General features: G+C 63.3%; 8 protein-coding genes. 3 read left to right on the top strand and 5 right to left on the bottom strand.

The features are described from left to right. The 3 genes from ACFQ6H_RS28660 to ACFQ6H_RS28650 all read left to right on the top strand — a co-directional run. A partial coding sequence (locus ACFQ6H_RS28660) for an amino acid adenylation domain-containing protein (protein WP_378650233.1) occupies window positions 1-12213 on the top strand: 12213 nt, incomplete at its 5' end. An 86-nt stretch (window positions 12214-12299) separates the two neighbouring features. Beyond that, a complete protein-coding gene (locus ACFQ6H_RS28655; protein ID WP_378547979.1) occupies window positions 12300-13322 on the top strand; it encodes an alpha/beta hydrolase in 1023 nt (340 codons plus the stop codon). 101 nt (window positions 13323-13423) lie between these two features. Beyond that, the gene (locus ACFQ6H_RS28650; protein WP_378547982.1) at window positions 13424-14251 is read left to right on the top strand and encodes a helix-turn-helix domain-containing GNAT family N-acetyltransferase; all 828 of its coding nucleotides are present in this window, start codon (window positions 13424-13426) and stop codon (window positions 14249-14251) included. An 11-nt stretch (window positions 14252-14262) separates the two neighbouring features. Here the strand turns inward: ACFQ6H_RS28650 and ACFQ6H_RS28645 are convergent, their stop codons facing one another. From ACFQ6H_RS28645 to ACFQ6H_RS28625, 5 genes are all read right to left on the bottom strand, one after another. Further along, window positions 14263-15729 (bottom strand): FAD-dependent oxidoreductase, encoded by a 1467-nt coding sequence (locus ACFQ6H_RS28645; protein WP_378449800.1) that lies wholly within the window; start codon window positions 15727-15729, stop codon window positions 14263-14265. Window positions 15730-15783: 54 nt separating this feature from the next. Continuing rightward, a complete protein-coding gene (locus ACFQ6H_RS28640; RefSeq protein WP_378449799.1) occupies window positions 15784-16245 on the bottom strand; it encodes a carboxymuconolactone decarboxylase family protein in 462 nt (153 codons plus the stop codon). Further along, the gene (locus ACFQ6H_RS28635) at window positions 16242-17192 is read right to left on the bottom strand and encodes an NAD(P)-dependent oxidoreductase (RefSeq protein ID WP_378650231.1); all 951 of its coding nucleotides are present in this window, start codon (window positions 17190-17192) and stop codon (window positions 16242-16244) included. Before ACFQ6H_RS28635 ends, ACFQ6H_RS28640 begins: the two co-directional genes overlap by 4 nt. After that, window positions 17189-17938, bottom strand: a complete 750-nt coding sequence (locus ACFQ6H_RS28630) for an SDR family oxidoreductase (RefSeq protein ID WP_378650229.1) — start codon at window positions 17936-17938, stop codon at window positions 17189-17191. Before ACFQ6H_RS28630 ends, ACFQ6H_RS28635 begins: the two co-directional genes overlap by 4 nt. 51 nt (window positions 17939-17989) lie before the next feature. Next, window positions 17990-18638, bottom strand: a 649-nt coding sequence (locus ACFQ6H_RS28625; protein WP_378650227.1) for an aldehyde dehydrogenase family protein, incomplete at its 5' end; no start/stop codon positions are given.

The raw sequence follows: 18638 nt of genomic DNA, 5'->3' as shown, positions 1-18638 counted from the left end.
TCTCTTCCGGGGTTCATGGTGCCGTCGGTGGTGGTGGTGTTGGATGGGTTGCCGGTGACGGTGCATGGGAAGTTGGACCGTAAAGCCCTACCGGACACTACTTTCAACGCCGCAGAATATCGCGCGCCGATCACGCGAAACGAAGGTGTGGTCGCTCGAGCGATCTCTGACGTACTCGATCTCGACCAGGTGGGGGCCGATGACAATTTCTTCGGGCTCGGCGGGGACTCTCTCAGTGCTACCCGCGTCATAGCGCGTATCAACACCGCGGCGAGCACAAGACTGGGGGTCAAAGCTCTGTTCGACACTCCGGTGGTAGCTGATCTGGCGGCCTCGATCGATCCGGCGGAATCTGGACTTGGTGAAACGGGGTTCGGAGGTTCAGGTCTAATTGAACTCTCGGGTATGGCACGGCCAGAACACATTCCACTGTCCCTGTCGCAGTCGCGTATGTGGTTCCTCAACCAGTTCGACACTTCATCTCCGCTCTACAACATTCCCGTTGCCCTGCAACTCGACGGATTCCTCGATCTCGAAGCGCTCGAAGTTGCGCTCGGCGATGTGGTGGAACGGCATGAATCCCTTCGGACGATCTTCCCGACTTCCGCGGACGGGCCGCACCAGGTGATTGTCGAACCAGCGCTCGCTGCCCCTCGGATTCACCCCGTACGGATTGCCGGCGAGCAGATATTTGCGGCGCTGCATGGGTTCTTCGACGTGGGATTCGATGTGGCCGAGGAGTTCCCGCTGCACGTGAGGTTGCTCCGAATCGGACCGGAGCAGCATGTTCTTGCGATCGTTGTCCACCACATCGCGGCCGACGGCTTCTCGATGACGCCACTGGCACGTGACCTGATGCGCGCCTATACAGCCCGTGCGCAGGATCAGAGTCCGAGGTGGGCGCCATTGCCCATCCACTACGCTGATTACAGCGTGTGGCAGAGGGGGATCATCGACGCAGAAGATGCTCCAGGTACGTCGATCGCGGAACAATTCACCTACTGGACCGAGGCGCTGTCGGGAATCCCTGAAGTCTCACCGCTCGTTCTTGATCGACCTCGAAGGCCGAAGCGCTCTTCCGAAGGTGCCGTGGTCTCGGTGAGTATCTCACCTGAAGTTCATCGAGCTTTGACCGACCTTGCACACCAGCATGATTCGACCCTCTTCATGGTTCTGCACGCGGCGTTCGCGGTGCTGCTGGCACGGCTCTCGGGGTCAGGCGACGTTGTGATCGGGACGCCGGTCGCGGGACGCGGCGAAGCGGTGTTGGACGACGTGGTAGGGATGTTTGTCAATACTCTGGTTCTTCGTACGCCGGTCGAATCCGGAGCAACCTTCGCCGACACCCTGGCGGCAGTGCGGTCGACAGATCTCGGCGCACTCGACCATGCGGACATTCCCTTCGAAAAGCTGGTGGACTACCTTGCGCCCGATCGTTCCACTGCGCATTCACCCCTATTTCAGGTATTACTCGAATTCCAGACCGCCACGAGCCTGCGCCTCGAACTACCGGAGTTGACGATCCGTTCGCTCGACATCGATCTCGAAGTGGCAAAATTCGATCTGCAACTGAGTGTGTTGGAGCAGGTCGACGAGCGCGGCGTTCCGGATGGGATCAGCGCCGGCTTCCGCTACGCCACGGATGTTTTCGATCAAGGATCAGTGGAGCGAATTGCACAGCGCTTCGGGAGGGTGATCGACGCCGTGATCGACGATCCGTCTGCGATCGTCGGTGACATCGACATTCTTCTGACCGGCGAACGTAGCGAGGTGCTGGTTGCGCCGCCTCCCTCGGTTATCGGCAGGAACGATGATTCGCTCTCGGATCTCTTCGACCGGGCGGTGCTCACTTCGGGCGACGCCGTGGCGGTGCGTTGTGACGGCCAGTCGGTGACCTACCGCGAACTGGACGAGCGAGCCAACCGCCTCGCGCGGCTGCTGGTGGCGCAGGGCGTCGTGCCAGAGACACTCGTGGCAGTGGCGATGACCCCGTCGTTCGAACTTCTTGTGGCTCTGCTGGCGGTGGTGAAATCGGGCGGTGGATACCTACCGGTGGACGTGACGTCTCCGCTCGAACGGGTGAGTTTCGTGCTGCGTGACGCTGCGCCGCTGTGCGTACTGACGACGACCGCGGGCGGTGATGACGTCGGCGACAGCGGCGTGCCCGTGATCGTCGTGGACAGTGCCGACACTCGTGATGCGCTGCAGAGGTTTTCGCCGCTGCCGGTGACCGACGAAGACCGACTACTACCGTTGCGGCCCGATTCGGTGGCCTACGTGATTTACACCTCGGGGTCCACCGGGAGACCGAAGGGGGTGCAGGTACCTCATCGCAGCATCGTGACGCTGCTGGCAAACACCAGAGCGCTCTTCGGATTTGCCCGCGGCGATGTGTGGACGATGTTCCATTCGGCGGCATTCGACTTCTCGGTGTGGGAAATGTGGGGTGCACTCGCACATGGTGGCCGCCTGGTGCTGGTGGACTATTTCACGGCACGTTCACCCGAGGCATTCCTCGAATTGCTGCGACAAGATCGTGTCACGGTGCTCAATCAAACTCCTACCGCTTTCTATCAACTGGCGGAAGCCGACCGGCGTACCGGGGGTTCGGACCTGTCACTTCGTTACGTGATCTTCGGCGGCGAGGCGCTCGACTTCGCACAGCTGATGCGCTGGTACGCCCGACGCGGGACCTCGCCGCCAGATCTGGTCAACATGTACGGCATCACGGAGACAACCGTGCACGTCAGCCACCTACCGCTGGATCGTGAACTGGCACGTGAAGGATCTGCTTCGGTGATCGGGCGGGCACTGCCCGGGTTGCGTGTGTACGTGCTGGATCGGCGGATGCACCCCGTGCCGCCCGGCGTCGTGGGTGAACTGTATGTCTCCGGCGACCAGGTTTCACGCGGATACCTCGGCCGGTTCGGTCTCACCGCCACACGTTTCGTTCCCGACCCCACAGTCAGCGGCGCGCGCATGTACCGGTCCGGTGACGTCGGACGCGTGAATGACTACGGGCAACTGGAGTACCTCGGTCGCAATGACATGCAGGTGCAGGTGAAGGGCTATCGGATCGAACTCGGCGAGGTGGAGTCTGCTCTGCTCTGCGGAGTGGGAGTGGCGCAGTCGGCGGTGGCGGCTCGCGGAGACCGGTTGGTGGGCTACGTGGTGCCGGAGTCCGGTGCGACCATCTTTCCGAAGGCGTTGCTCGAGGACCTCTCGGCGAAGTTGGCAGCACACATGGTCCCCGCTGTCGTGACGGTTCTCGATGCCCTGCCACTGACGGTGAACGGGAAACTGGACCGGAAAGCGTTGCCTGAACCTGACTTCGGGCAACAGACAACCGAGAGTCGTTCTCCCGTCTCGGACACGGAAAGTATCCTTGCGAGCCTCTTTGCCGAGGTTCTGGGACTCGACGAGGTGGGGTTGGACGACTCGTTCTTCGCCCTCGGTGGCGATTCGATCATGTCCATCCAGTTGGTGACCCGCGCCAAGTCTGCCGGAGTTCTCGTCACACCGCGCGAGGTGTTCGAGCGCAAAACCGTGACAGCGCTGGCCGAGACGGCCGGAACGGCTGGCAACCGTGTCGTCCTCGACGAATTACCTGGCGGCGGCGTCGGTGAGATCGAATTGACGCCGATCGTCAAATGGATGCTTGACCGTGGTGGAGATTTTCGCCGGTACTCCCAATCTGTTCTGCTCTCGGTTCCTGCCACGCTCGACGAGGACACGTTGACACAGGCCATGCAGGCCGTGTTGGACCATCACGACATCCTCCGAGCAGGCCTTCGGGTCGCACTCCACCCCGAATCCGTTAAGCGAATGGACGTCGAGCCTGCAGGTGCGGTGAGGTCGCCGACAGTCGTGCACCGCGTGCACCTCGACGGCGCTGTGGCCGAGACGGTCTCGACGGCACTTGGCGCCGCTCTGGATCGGCTCGATCCGGGGACCGGCGTGATGGTTCAAGCAGTGTTGTTCGATCCTGACGGATCTGGGCGCAAGCGGTTGCTTCTCGTGGCGCACCACCTCGTGACGGACGGGGTCTCCTGGCGAATTCTGATCCCCGATCTCGCGCTCGCGTGTGCGCAGGTGCAGTCAGGCATCGACCCTTCACTGGCTCCGGTCGGGACGTCGATGCGTCGATGGGCGCGCGGCCTCGTCGACGCCGCGCACGAGCCGGATCGGGTGGCCGAACTCGACTACTGGCGGGACACACTGCGAGGTCCGGACCCGATGCTCGGCGCGCGCTCCTTGGCGACGACGGATACCGGCGTGAGTGCAGCAGACGTCGAAATGCGGGTACCCCCGGCCTTGACCGAAACCGCGTTGACCGATGTGCCGCAGGCGATTCACGGGAGCGTCGAGGACGGATTGTTGACGGCGTTGGCTATGGCTTTGGTTCGCTGGCGGAGCGAGCGTGGGATCGACGCTCCGGAGGCGTTGATCAGCCTCGAGGGTCACGGACGTGAGGAACCGGTGGTCCCGGGGGCTGATCTTGCTCGTACCGTCGGATGGTTCACGTCGATCTTCCCGGTGCGCCTCGATTTGAGCGGAGTGGATCCGAGTGATGCCTGCGCCGGCGGTCCGGCTGCAGGCTTGGCTGTCAAGGCTGTCAAGGAACAACTCCGGGCGGTGCCGGAACGGGGTATCGGATACGGCCTACTTCGATACTTGAACGATGCGACAGCACAGTCGCTTTCGCAATTTTCTGCCCCACAGATCAGTTTCAACTACCTCGGACGGGTCGGTGGATCCGAGGCCGATGCTTCAACGGAATGGATACCGATCCGTGACGAGGGTCTGCGGGCAGTTGCGGTCACCGAGCTGCCGCTGGCGGCTGTCCTCGAGGTCAACATCATGATCATCGAGCGCAGCGACACTGCAGACCGCCCGGAGCTCGTTGCCGCCTGGACCTATTCGCCGGACATTCTGCGCGAGGACGACGTTCGCCACCTCGCGCAGTTGTGGGTCGACGCACTCGTCGGGCTCGGCGAGTACGCAGCGGACGGTGGCGGATTCACACCCTCGGACTTCGATCTAGTCGAGCTTCGACAGGATGCGATCGACGACCTCGAGAGTCGGTGCGACGACCTTCGCGACGTCTGGCCACTCTCACCACTGCAAGCAGGTCTGCTGTTCCATGCCGAACTGGCCGAAGAGTCCGTCGACGCCTACCTCGTGCAGGTGACCCTCGACCTCGTCGGCGACCTCGATGCGGAACGCCTTCGCCGCGCGGCCGATACGCTGCTCGACAGGCATGACAACTTGCGCAGCGCCTTCCTTCACGACGCGGACGGCCGCGCCGTCCAGGTGGTCCGAAGCAAAGTGGCTGCGCCATGGCAGGCGGTCGACCTCGCTGCCAAGTCAACTCGGGATCTCGAGCAAGTACTGGCACAGGACCGAGCGCTCCCGTTCGACATCTCGCGGGCGCCGCTGATCAGGTTCACGCTCATCGCGATTGCCCCGGAAGTGTTCAAGCTTGTGCTGACCAACCACCACATCCTTCTGGACGGCTGGTCGATGCCACTTCTGATCAGGGAGTTGGCGACCCTGTACGTTGCGGACGGCGAGGCGTCGGAGCTGCCGCGTGCACGCCCCTACCTCGACTACCTGACCTGGATGAACCGTCGCGACGGGGAAGCCTCCCGCGGGGTGTGGGCGAGGGCACTGCAGGGAATAGACGGACCGACGCTGCTGGCCCCGCAGGATCGGTCGCGTCGACTCTCCACCATGGCGGCCGAGTGGGTGTTCGATCTGGACGAGGATTTCACGACGACACTTCGCGGCGTAGCGAGGAGCCGAGGGCTGACGTTCAATTCGATAGTCCAGGCGTCGTGGGGGATCGTCCTCTCGGCGCTGACCGGGCGAGACGATGTCGTGTTCGGAGCGACTGTGTCGGGTCGACCACCCGAGCTGACCGGGATCGAAACCATGATCGGGCTGTTCATCAACACAATCCCGGTCCGAATCACGGTGCGCCCGGGTGAGAGTGTCGGCGCTCTCCTGCAGCGGATTCAGTCTGAGCAGGCGGAGTTGTCGGATCACCACTATCTCGGACTTTCCGAGATCCAAGACGCCTCCGGGCCGGAGATCGGCTTCGACACGTTGACAGTCTTCGAGTCGTACCCCGTTGACAGTCAAGGACTGTCGACCGATACGGACAACGCGGGGATCCTCATCGCCGGCGTCGAGGCGAAGGATGCTGCCCACTATCCGCTCAGTTTGGTGGCGTCGGTCGATACCAGGCTTCGGCTGAAGTTCGAGTATCTACCCGAGGTTTTCGACTCGGGCGATATCGAGTCCATCGCCGGCCGACTGCGGCGCGTGCTCGAAGCGTGTGTCCATCCGGATCAATCGTCGGCCGCGGTGTCGGTGCTGACGGAGATCGAACGCGACCAACTGGTGCCCGTCCGTGGTGCGGTTGGTGGGTCGACCCGCATTTTTCCAGAGATCTTCGACGCGGCAGTTCAGCAGGATCCGGATGCACTCGCTGTTGTGTCGGCGAGCGGCAGTATGACCTATGGCGAGCTGGATTTCCTGTCGAATCGTATTGCTCGCGTACTCGTCTCGCGAGGACTGGGGGGCGAGGACTACGTCGCAGTCGGTGTTCCGCGTTCGCTCACCTCGGTATTGTCGATACTCGCCGTGGCCAAAACAGGCGCTGCATTCGTGCCGATCGATCCGAACTACCCTGACGAGCGGATCACCCACATGTTGAGCGATTCCAACGTCGGCGTCGGATTGACCACTACCGCATGTCGTGATCGGCTGCCCGATATCGCAGAGTGGCTGATTCTCGACGATCCGGACTTCACCGAGAAGTGCGAAGGATTTTCGGGCCGCCCTCTGACCGACAGCGACCGACTCCGTCCGATCGGGTTGGATTCCGCGGCCTACGTCGTTTACACCTCGGGGTCGACCGGCGTGCCCAAGGGAGTGGTGGTCACTCATCGCGGCCTCGACAATTTCGCGCGGGACCAGGTTGAACGCTACGGTGCAACACCACAATCGCGCACACTGCACTTCTCCACTCCGAGTTTCGACGGGTCGCTCTTCGAGTATCTGCAGGCTTTCGGCGCCGGCGCGGCCATGGTGATCGCTTCGCCTGGGGTGTACGGGGGCGAGGAGCTTGCGGAGCTTCTGGCCGAGCACGCCGTCACCCACGCGTTCATCACCACCGCCGCACTGGCTTCGGTGGATCCAGCTGGGCTCGAGCAACTTTCGGATGTCGTGTTCGGTGGTGAAGCCTGCCCGCCCGACCTTGTCGCTCGCTGGGCGCCCGGCCGCAGGCTGTACAACGCCTACGGACCGACCGAGGCGACGATCATGTCCAACGTCAGCCCGCCGATGGCGGCTGGTGAACGCATCACGATCGGTGGACCCATCAGGGGTGTAAGCGAACTGGTGCTCGATTCGCGGCTGCAAGCCGTTCCCGTCGGGGCGCCTGGCGAGCTGTACCTTGCCGGGCCTGGAGTGGCGCGGGGATACCACTGTAGGCCGGGTTTGACGGCAGAACGCTTTGTCGCCAACCCGAGTGACCCGGGAACGCGGATGTACCGCACCGGAGACATCGTGCGATGGACGGCCGAATCGCGTATCGAATACATCGGCCGCACCGACTTCCAAGTCAAGATTCGGGGCTTCCGTGTCGAACTGGGTGAGATCGACAGCGCGCTCATGGCGGAGTCGAACGTCGGATTTGCCGTCACCATTGCTCACCGCGGTCCCACGGGAGACGCCCGGCTCGTGTCGTACGCCGTGCCGGCAGAGGGCCGATTGGACACCGGGGTCCTGATTTACGCCCTGGCCGAGCGATTGCCTTCGCACATGGTGCCCGCCGCAATTGTCGTGCTGGAGAGCATTCCGCTGACAGCCGTCGGCAAACTCGACCGCTCGGCGTTGCCCAGTCCCGAGATCCACACGACCGCAGGGGATTTCCGTTCGCCGGTCGGACCGGTCGAGCAGGCGGTGTCGAACGTGTTTGCAGAGGTGCTCGGCCTCGAGTGCGTCGGTGCCGACGGCAATTTTTTCGACCTCGGGGGAAATTCTCTCAGCGCGACATCGGCCGCGGCCAGGCTGCGGGCAGTGCTGAAAGCCTCCGTCGGCGTGCGGGATCTGTTCGAGGCGCCGACGGTAGCAGCCTTGGCTGCGGTGATCGAACAGTCGGTTGCTGGACCGTCGGGACGCTCGGTGTCGGAGCCGCGCCCTCGACCCGAAAACATCCCGTTGTCGTTTGCTCAGCAGCGAATGTGGTTCGTCAATCAACTGGACACCAGTTCGCCCGCGTACAACATCCCGCTCGTGGTGCGACTGACCGGGGAACTCGACAAGCCGGCGTTGAGAGCAGCGGTGTCCGATGTCATCGCCCGCCACGAATCGCTACGAACGATGTTCCCGGTTCGCGGTGACGAACCCGTCCAGCACATTGTGCCCACCGACAGCACGGCGCTGCCGCAATTGACCGAGCCACCTGTTGCCGCCGAACATCACCTCCGCGGCGAGCTTGCCAGAATGGTCTCGGCAGGGTTTGACGTAGCAGCGCGAATCCCAATGCGCGCAGCGTTGTTCACCATGGGCGAGCGCGAACACGTACTTGCGGTTGTGGTGCACCACATCTCCGCCGACGGTTTCTCGATGTCCCCGTTGGTGCGGGATGTGATGACGGCCTACGAGGCCCGCGTACGCGGCGAAGAACCGCAATGGGCGCCTCTGGTGATCCAGTACGCCGACTTCACCCTCTGGCAGCGAGAGCTTCTGGGTTCCGGCGAAAACCCGGCATCGGTGATCTCCGAACAGCTGGATTACTGGCGACGCACACTCTCGGGCGCACCCGACCTCCTGGAACTTCCGCTCGATCGGGACCGGCCCGCACAGCAGACTTTTCACGGCTCGCGCATCCACTTCTCGATCGGCCGTGACCTCCATCGCCGTATCCAGGAGCTGTCGAGGCAGCATCAGTCCACTGCATTCATGACAGTGCACGCGGCGCTCGCAGTACTGCTGGCACGTCTCGGCAGCACCGACGACGTCGTGATCGGGACACCGATCGCCGGTCGAGGGGACCGCGTCCTCGATGACCTGATCGGCATGTTCGTCGGAACACTTGCCCTGCGTACACAGGTGGACTCGGCTCAGTCTTTCCGGGACTTCGCGGCGCATTGTCGCGAGGTCGACCTCGCGGCGTTCGCGCATTCCGAGGTTCCGTTCGAGAGGGTTGTCGATGCGGTCGGGCCTGAACGGTCGACGGCCTACGCTCCCATCGCGTCGGTGTCGTTGGAATTCCAGAACAACGAACGGCCGAATCTGCGACTGCCGGAGTTGGAAGTCCGCGGCATCGATCCCCAACTCGACGTCGTGAAGGTGGACCTGGAATTCCTCCTGGCCGAGGAATTCGACGAAAGTGGAGCGCCCCGAGGGATGAGCGGCGCGGTCGACTTCGCCACTGATCTCTTCGATCCAGGTACGGTCAGCAGCTTTGCCGACATGTTCGTGCGTGTTCTCGAATCCGTGACTGTGCATCCCGAAGCGGCCATCGGTGACATTGCGCTGTTCGGTGATCTCGAAACTCGCGAGTTGGTGCCGGCGCGTGGACAGACGGGAGTACCACCGAAACTATGGCCCGACTTGTTGGCGACCGCTGCTGCGGTCGACCCGGACTCGGTGGCTCTGTCACTCGAGAACCGGCAGATCAGCTACCGCGAACTGGACGAGTGGTCGAACCGTGTGGCCCGGGAACTGTGCGGTCGGGGTGTGGGCCCGGAGACCTTCGTGGCGTTGGGGATGCCACGATCGATCGAGTCGGTGGTGGCCATCTGGTCGGTGGCCAAAGCCGGAGCTGCTTTTGTGCCCGTCGATCCCGACTACCCGCGTGGGCGGGTCGAATACATGCTCGCCGATTGCCGAGCCTCACTCGGATTGACGGTTCGCGGAAGCCGAACCCATCTACCCGACGTGGTTCCGTGGCTCGAACTCGACGATCCTGACTTCGAGCAGCGGGTGGCGGCGTTGTCGCCGGAACCGATCACCGACCACGACCGAACTGGTGAATTGCGCCTCGACCATCCTGCCTATCTGATCTACACCTCGGGGTCTACCGGAAAGCCCAAGGGAGTGAACATCACTCATCGCGGTCTGGCCAACTTCACGGCAGAGACTCGAGAGAGGTTCGAGGTCACGCACGATGCGCATGTCTCGCAGTTGGCGTCGCCGAGTTTCGACGCGTCCATCTTCGAGTTGACCATGGCGTTCAGTGCGTCCGCACGGGTCGTGATCGTTCCACCGGCGGTGTACGGTGGCGCCGAATTGGCAGACGTTTTCCGGCGCGAGCAGGTCACTCATGCCACCATCACGCCGACTGCGTTGGCGGCGCTCGGTGACAACGGATTCGAGGCGCTTCGTGTCCTCGATCTGGTGGGCGAGGCCTGTCCGCCGGAGGTGGTCACGCAGTGGGCGCCGGGTCGGAGGCTGCACAACGGGTACGGCCCGACGGAAACCATGGTGCAGGCAAGCGTCAGTGATTCGATGAAACCCGGGGCAGGAGTGAACATCGGCTCGCCCGCAGTGGGATTCGGTTTCCTGGTGCTGGACGAGCGTTTGCAACCCGTCCCGGTCGGTGTGCCGGGGGAGTTGTACATCATCGGCCCGGGTATGGCACGTGGGTACCACAATCGGGCGTCACTGACGTCGGAGCGATTTGTGGCCTGCTTGTACGGAGCCCCGGGACGCCGGATGTACCGCACCGGAGATGTCGTGCGTTGGCGTGAATCCGGCGGTGACAGTGCCAAAATCGTTGGCTCCGGCGATGGAGTGCATCACACGCTCGAATACATCGGGCGCAGCGACTTCCAGGTCAAGGTCCGTGGTTTTCGGATCGAACTCGGGGAAATCGATGCAGTTCTCTCACGCCATCCGTCGGTGGACTTCGCCGCGACTGTCGGCCACACGGGACCGTCGGGTGAAACGGTCCTGGTGTCGTACGTGCGTGCGTCAGCTGCCGACGCCACCGGCACCGACGAGATACGGGCGTACGCAGCCGACCGACTACCCTCGCACATGGTTCCGTCGGCGGTGGTACTTCTGGAGCGAATACCGATGACGCCGGTGGGTAAGCTCGACCGGAAGGCTCTGCCGGCACCCGAATTCAGTTCGGCCGCAGCCGAGTTCCGCGAACCGGTCACCGAGACCGAACACGCAGTGGTCGACGCATTCGCCGAGGTTCTTGGCGTCGACCGGGTGAGCACTGCGGACAGCTTCTTCGATCTGGGCGGGTCGTCTCTGGTTGCCACCCGAATCGTCAGCGCACTGCACTCCCGATTCCAACGCAGGATTCCACTTCAATGGCTGTTCCTGGACCCGACACCCGCCGGAATTGCTCGACGCCTCGACCTGCCGGCTGTGAGCGCCGGCATGGAAGAGTTTCTCGCCGTGGTTGTTCCGCTGCGCCCAGAAGGACGTGGGCGACCACTGTTCTGTGTGCACCCTGGTATGGGCCTGTCCTGGGGGTATGCCGGTCTGGTGCGGTATCTGCCCGAAGACCGACCGGTGTACGGCCTTCAGCTCCCCGCACTCAGCGACGACGGTGACTATCAGTCGATCGAACAGTTGGCGCATCGCTACGTCGAAGAGATGGAGGCCGTGTCGCCGGAAGGGCCCTACGACTTGTTCGGGTGGTCGCTCGGTGGCGTCATCGCGCACGCCATGGCCGTCGAATTGCAATCGTCCGGCAGCGAAGTCGCAACACTGACGATGATGGACAGTTACCCCGACAACGGCGATGCGGCGCCGTCAGCCGTCCTCGATGTACGGGACCTGCTGAGAGGACTCGGTCTCGAGGTCGAGACCGACGAAGATCTGACCTTCGACGAGGCGGCGGCCGTGTTGACCCAGTCGGTCGGGACCGAGACCGGGGTCGACGGCCGGGACCTCGAGCGGATTGCCCGTGCGTACGAAACCTCGCAGCGAATCACGCACCAGTTCGTTCCACAGGTCTACGAAGGAGACCTGGTGATTTTCCCGGCAACCGGAGGAGACGACACGATTCCGCGCGAAAGGTCGACCCAGGAATGGGGTCCGCTCGTGACCGGCCGGATCCTGGAGATACCGGTGGGCTGCGGACACAACGAGATGATCGAGCCTGCGGCCATGGCGGTCATCGGACCGGAGATGGCTCGGCTCCTCACGATGTTTTCGGGTTACTCCGAACGGGCATGACAACTTCAAGCCACCAAGCCGCAAGCCCGCGACGCGAGCGCCACCAAGCTGTTGCCGGGCACCGCAATCGAGCACGAGGAGCGGCAATGAGAAGGATCGGACGCACTCGGGCGGTACTTGTCGTCGCCCTCGTCGCATGGACAGGATTGTTCGGTGAAGCAGCGCTGGCTTCGGCAGATCAGGCGCGGACATTGCCCTCAGACGGATCAGCTCTCGATCACGTCGAGCAGATCAACGCACGTCAACTGACGATGTACGTCTACTCGGCTGCAATGGACAAGGTGATCCCACTCGAGGTGATTCGGCCGGCAGACACCAGTGCGCCGAGGCCGACTCTCTATCTGCTCAACGGCGCCGGTGGCGGCGAGGACACGGCTACGTGGCAGACCCGGACAGACGTCGTCGACTTCTTCGGCGACAAGAACGTCAACGTCGTGAATCCCATCGGCGGTGCGTACAGCTATTACACGGACTGGGAGAAGCCTGATCCTGTTCTGGGACTGAACAAGTGGACCACGTTCCTCACCCAGGAGTTGCCGCCGATCGTCGACGCCACACTCGGTACGACGGGTGCGAACGCCGTCGCCGGATTGTCGATGGCCGGTACGTCGGTTCTGAGTCTGGCCGAGGCCGCGCCGACGGTTTACCGTGCGGTCGGTGCCTTCAGCGGTTGCGCCGAGACGAGTACTCAGCCAGGTCAGGACTACGTGAGATTCGTGGTCGGATTCCGCGGCGGCAACGTCGACAACATGTGGGGTCCCGTCGGTGGTCCGGGGTGGGTGGCCAACGATCCGGTGGTCAACGCCGAGAGATTGCGAGGCATCGATCTCTACATCAGCAACGGAACGGGGCTACCGGGTCCACACGAGAATCTGGGTGGACCGATGGTCAACGGCGATCCGGGCGTTCTGGCCAACCAGGTGATCGTGGGCGGAGTCATCGAGGCCGGGACTAACCAGTGCACCCATCGTCTGGCCGAGCGACTCGACTCCCTGGGTATCCCCGCCACCTACGATTTCCGGGCAACGGGCACGCACTCCTGGGGTTATTGGCAGGACGATCTTCACAACTCGTGGCCGGTGATTGCCGAGTCGATCGGTGCGCGTTAGCCGGCGTACCCGAGGGTCTGTGGCTGAGTTGTTTCTCACTTCGGCGCCAGTCTCCGAACCTGGCCGCCCGAACTGCAGGTCAGCGGCGTTATAGTCGCCAGATGAGTTCAGATACACTCGCGCCCCTCGACACCGATGTACTTGCGCGCAGGTTTGCGTGTCTGGGTGATCCGACGCGGTTGCGAGTGCTTCGACTTGCAGCTGCCGGCCCGGTAGAGGTCGACGAGATTGCACGCGCTGCATCACTCGAAGCGTCCGCCCTGGGTGCTCACCTCGAGGCGTTGAGCGAGGTCGGCTTCGTCGAGGTGACGATGCACGAAGGCAACTCGGTTGTCAGTGTCGCCGGAACCGCGTACTCAGATCTGATGGCAGCGGCCGCCGTCGTGGCCGCGCGCGGTCCGGTCAGAGACACCTTGGGGCTGCTTCCCTCCGATGTAGTTCTGCGCCGCATGGACTCGGGTGACTGGGACGCCGTGCGGTCGATCTACCGCGAGGGAATCGACACCGGAACCGCGACCTTCACCACGTCGGTGCCATCCGCCGAGAAGCTCGACGCTCAATGGTTGCCTGATCATCGATGGGTCGCAGAGATCGACGGACGCGTCGAAGGCTGGGCGAGCCTGAGCCCGGTGTCCTCGCGTGACTGCTACCGCGGGGTCGCCGAGAACTCCATTTACGTCGGCAGTGGTGCTCGCGGTCGCGGGGTCGGCAAGCTGCTGCTTCGCCAACAGGTGCAGGCCGCCGACGCCAGCGAGATCTGGACCGTACAGTCGTCGATCTTCCCGGAAAACCGTGCGAGTGTCGCGCTGCACCAGGCCGTCGGGTTCCGAATAGTCGGGACTCGGTCGCGTATCGCTCAACTGGGTGGGCGGTGGCGTGACACGTTGTTCCTCGAACGTCGCAGCGAGGATGCTGTCGCTGACATTTGAGAAGCAGGCGCTCAGCCCTTGGCGGCGCTGATTCCGGCGCGTCGACCGTAGAAGCTGCCGTCACCGAGGGACGTGCCTGACGCATAACCGCCGGCGCAGACTCCGGCAGTGCAACGTCCGGCGGCAAAAAGCCCGGGTATCGGCTCGCCCGAGACGTGCAGGACCTCTGAGTTGATCGATGTGCGCAGACCGCCGAGTGTGAATCCGGCGGTGAAGTTGCGAAGATCGAGCGCCGCGACGGGCGAGCCGATCGGCTTGACCCACTCCTTTTTCTTGCCGAGAACCGGGTCTTCACCGCGGGCTGCGTGGCGGTTGTAGACCTCCACGGTCGACTGCAGCGTGCCCGCCGGCAGACCCATGTCGGATTCGAGTTCCTCGACGGTTTCGGCCACCCACTTGGGCTGGAACCTGAAGAACGGTGTGGAACTGTCTGCGGCGCAACCCTCTTCGTAGGAAACCTCGTCGATGATCAAGTAGGCCTGATTCTCGTTGCGTAGCAACGTTTCCTGCCCGATCCTTCCGGGGTACGTGTCCTCGTTGACGTAGCGCTGGCCGCGTCCGTTGACAAGTATGCCGCGGATCATCAACTGGGGGTCACCGAAGAATGCGACCTCGGTTGCGTCCATGTGCGCGAGGTCGGCGCCCAGAGCCTGCGCCATCTGGATCGCCTTGCCGTCATGCTCCTCGATCGCTGCGCCGGGCCGGCCGATCAGTCTCGGAGCGTACGACTGGATCATCGATTCGTTGTAGGCGAAGCTTCCCGTAGCCAGTACGACGCCCGTGCGTGCTCGGACCGCCACTTCTTTGCCGTACTGCTTGGCGATGATGCCGACGACTCGATCGCCGTCGACGACCAAGCGTTGTACCCGCATGTCGTATTCAGCTCGTACGCCCAGGCTTTCGGCTGTCTCGATCAACGGCTTCATCAACATGAAGCCGCCGCCTTTCTCTCCGGTGCGTTTGCCGCTCATCTGCGGGACGTGACCGCGAGGGGCTGGTGTCGCGATCGTGTTGAACGGTGCCGAGTTCTCGCCGCCGGAATACATGAGCCCGTCGTCGAAAGGCGTTTCCCAACCCGGTTGGCCGTAGAAACTTTCCTTGAACGGCACACCGTTGTCGACGAGCCAGTTGTAGTGTTCGACGCTGCCTTCGCAATAGTCGGTGATCTTCTCCTCGTCCGCGCCGGGACCGAGCGCGGCCATCATGAACGACTTCATGTTCGCGGGGGAGTCCTCGAACCCGAGCGCCTGCTGCAACGGGGTTCCGCCGCCCAGATAGATGAATCCGCCGGCCAACGCGGCGGCGCCGCCCCATCCACTCGTGCGTTCGAGCACCAGCACTTCGGCACCCGCACGGGCTGCCTCGATCGACGCGCTTACTCCGGCGATGCCGTAGCCGGCGACGACAACGTCAGCCTCGAAGTGCCACTGTTCGATGCTTGCTGCGGACTGCGGACGGATTGAGCTGGCCTCGGCCATGGATTCGGGTCCTTCGTTCTTCGGTAAGTTGATTGCAGTATCTCGATCGACGGTTCAGTCGGTGTCCGTTTTCGCGGAATCCGCGGCAGCCTTCTCCTTGGCGCGTGCGGCTTTGCGTCGGTCGGCCTTCACGGCGATCAGCGCGTTGTTGAGGCCGGTGGCCAGCGGCCAGCCGACGTAGTGGCACAAAAAGATCGCGGCCTCTTCGAACTGCTGCTCGGTCAACTCTTCGTTGTGGAGAGCAGCGTTGATCTGGATCTTTGCGACGTCGCTCTGCCCCTGGGCGGTGATGGCGCCGATCAGAAGCAGTCGGCGATCACGCACCGACAGCCCCGGGCGTGTCCAGATGTCGGCGAAGAGATGGTCGGCGGTCACCGCGAAGAAATCGCCGGGAACATCAGCGGGGAGTTCCCAGCCGTACACCTCGTTCATCTTCGCGACGCCGCGAGCGCGGGTCTCGGAGATGCGGTTTCCGTCGGCTCCGCTGGTGTCGGTCATGTGGGTGGTGTCGGTCATGCGTGCTCCCGTGTCGTAGATGCCGGTGAAGGTTCGCCGTCCCCGTTTCCATCCCCGTGATCGACGCCGAGTCCGACGCCGAGTCCGGAGAGTGCAAGGTGCGCGAGCGGCAGTTCGAGATTCAGCCGGTCACCGAGGTCGATGGCCAAGGCCAAGTCCTTCTCCCCGAGATTGCGAACGTGCTGCAGTATCGAGAACCACGGATCATCCTCCGAGACCGGTGCGGTGGTGTCGCGAAGCATGATCGCGCCGGCGCCACCGGTGATGGCATCGGTATGCCTGACGACCTTTCCGAGCGTGCGGAGATTCAGTCCTGCAGCCTCGGCGAGTCGCGCAGCCTCGGTCGTGGCGGTGAACGAGACGAAATGAAGAAGGTTACGTGCGAGCTTCATTCGAGTTCCTGCGCCGACATCACCGGCACGAACCACCAGTTCGGCCCAGCATCCGAATGGCTCACGGACGGCCTCGAACGCCTCCTCCGATCCACCGATCATCACCGCCAATCTGCCCTGGGCGGCACCGCCCGCACCGCCGCTGATCGGCGCGTCGATCAGCAGAACACCACGCACCTCGCAGATACGAGCGAGTTCCACCGCCGTGGTGTCCGAGATGGTCGAGTGAATCGCGACGACGGTCCCCGGCCGTGCAGTCGTCAGAATCCCGTGCGGCCCGTCGACGACGTCGCAGACCTGCGCGTCGTCGAGGACCGTGACGGAGATGATGCTCGCGCGCGCAGCCACCTCGGCGGGCGTCGATGCTGCGCCTGCACCCGCGGTGGTGAACGGCTCGAGCGCTTCGGGGCGGGCATCACACACCACGAGCCCTCCCGGCCAGTCCAGGAGGCGCGTCGCCATGGGCGCACCCATGTTGCCCAGACCGATGTACCCCAGACGGGGTTTCGAAGAGCTGGGTTTCGGCGAGCGGGGCTCAGAAGCGGATTCCGTCACGACCGGTACACCTGCCCGCCGTCGACGTTGAAGATCTGCCCGGTCACCCAGCCTGCGTCGTCCGAGAGGAGGAACAGGCACATGCCGATGAGATCATCCGGTGTTCCCATGCGCTGCAACGGGATTCGCTTGACCATGTCCTTGACGATGTTGCCGGGGGTGACGGTTCGAGTCGCCTCGGTGTCGATGGGACCGGGAGCTATGGCGTTGATGCGGATGTTCGACCAGCCGAGTTCGGTCGCGAGTTGTTGCGTCAGGCTGTTGACCCCGGCTTTCGCGAGTCCGTAGTAGTTCGAGTACAACCAGGCTGCCGTGGAGGACTGGTTGACGATCGAGCCGCCCTTCTCCCGCATGTGAGGTACTACGGCGCGGCACACCTGCAATGCGCCGTCCATGTTGACGCTCATGAACTTTCGGTAGTAGTCCCAGTCGACGGTCAACAAGGAATCGATCTTCATTCCGCCGTAGATGGCAGCGTTGTTCACCAGATGCTCGATGCTTCCGAACTGCTCGACAGTGAACTCGGCAAGTGCCGCAGTCGATTCCCCGTCGGCAACATCGACGTCTTTGAACACCGCGCGCCCACCGTCCGCGGTGATCTGTTTTGCTACAGCTTCGCCGAGTTCGCGATTGAGGTCGGCGATCACCACGTTGGCGCCCTCTGTGGCCAACGCGCGAGCGTATGCCTCCCCGATGCCCTGCGCCGCGCCGGTGACTATCGCAGTGCGACCGTCGAAACGTCCCATGTCGACCTACTTTCGTGGTGATGATGTGCGGTGATGGTGGGGGTGTGAATGTCAGGAAGGTGAAGCGACGAGCTTGGTTTCGAGGTATTCCTCGAAACCTGCGAGACCCATTTCGCGGCCGATCCCGGATTGTTTGTAGCCACCGAACGGTGCATCGGCCGAGTACCAGACGCCGCCGTTGACGCTCAGCGTTCCGGTTCTGACATCCGCTACAACGTGCGCGATGCGATCGGGATCGGTGCCCCACACCGACCCGGACAGTCCGTAGGGCGAATCGTTGGCGATCCGGATGGCGTCGTCGTCGCTGTCGTAGGGAAGGATCACGAGGACGGGTCCGAATATTTCCTCCTGCGCTACCCGCGACGAGTTGTCCAGCCCGGCAATGAGAGTGGGCTCGACGAAGAAACCGCGCTCGTGATCGGCAGGACGCCCACCGCCTGTGACGACCGTACCGCCCTCTTCGGCGGCCAGCGCGAGGTAGCTCTCCACCCTGGCGCGCTGGCGCGCCGAGATGACCGGGCCACACACCGTTCCGCGCGCGCTGGGGTCGCCGGCTCGGATACCCGCCATCGCGGCAGATGCCGCGGCCAGAGCATCGTCGTACCGAGAGCGCGGCACCAGAAGTCTGGTACTGAGCGCGCATCCCTGACCGGCATGAACGCAGACGGAGAACGCGGCAACCGAGCATGCACCCTTGATG

It is taken from the genome of Rhodococcus sp. NPDC056506 (genome assembly GCF_042794945.1).
Classification (GTDB): Bacteria; Actinomycetota; Actinomycetes; order Mycobacteriales; family Mycobacteriaceae; genus Rhodococcus_F.
The sequence above is the reverse complement of the archived record's forward strand: the minus strand, read 5'-3'. Positions and strand labels throughout refer to the sequence as shown.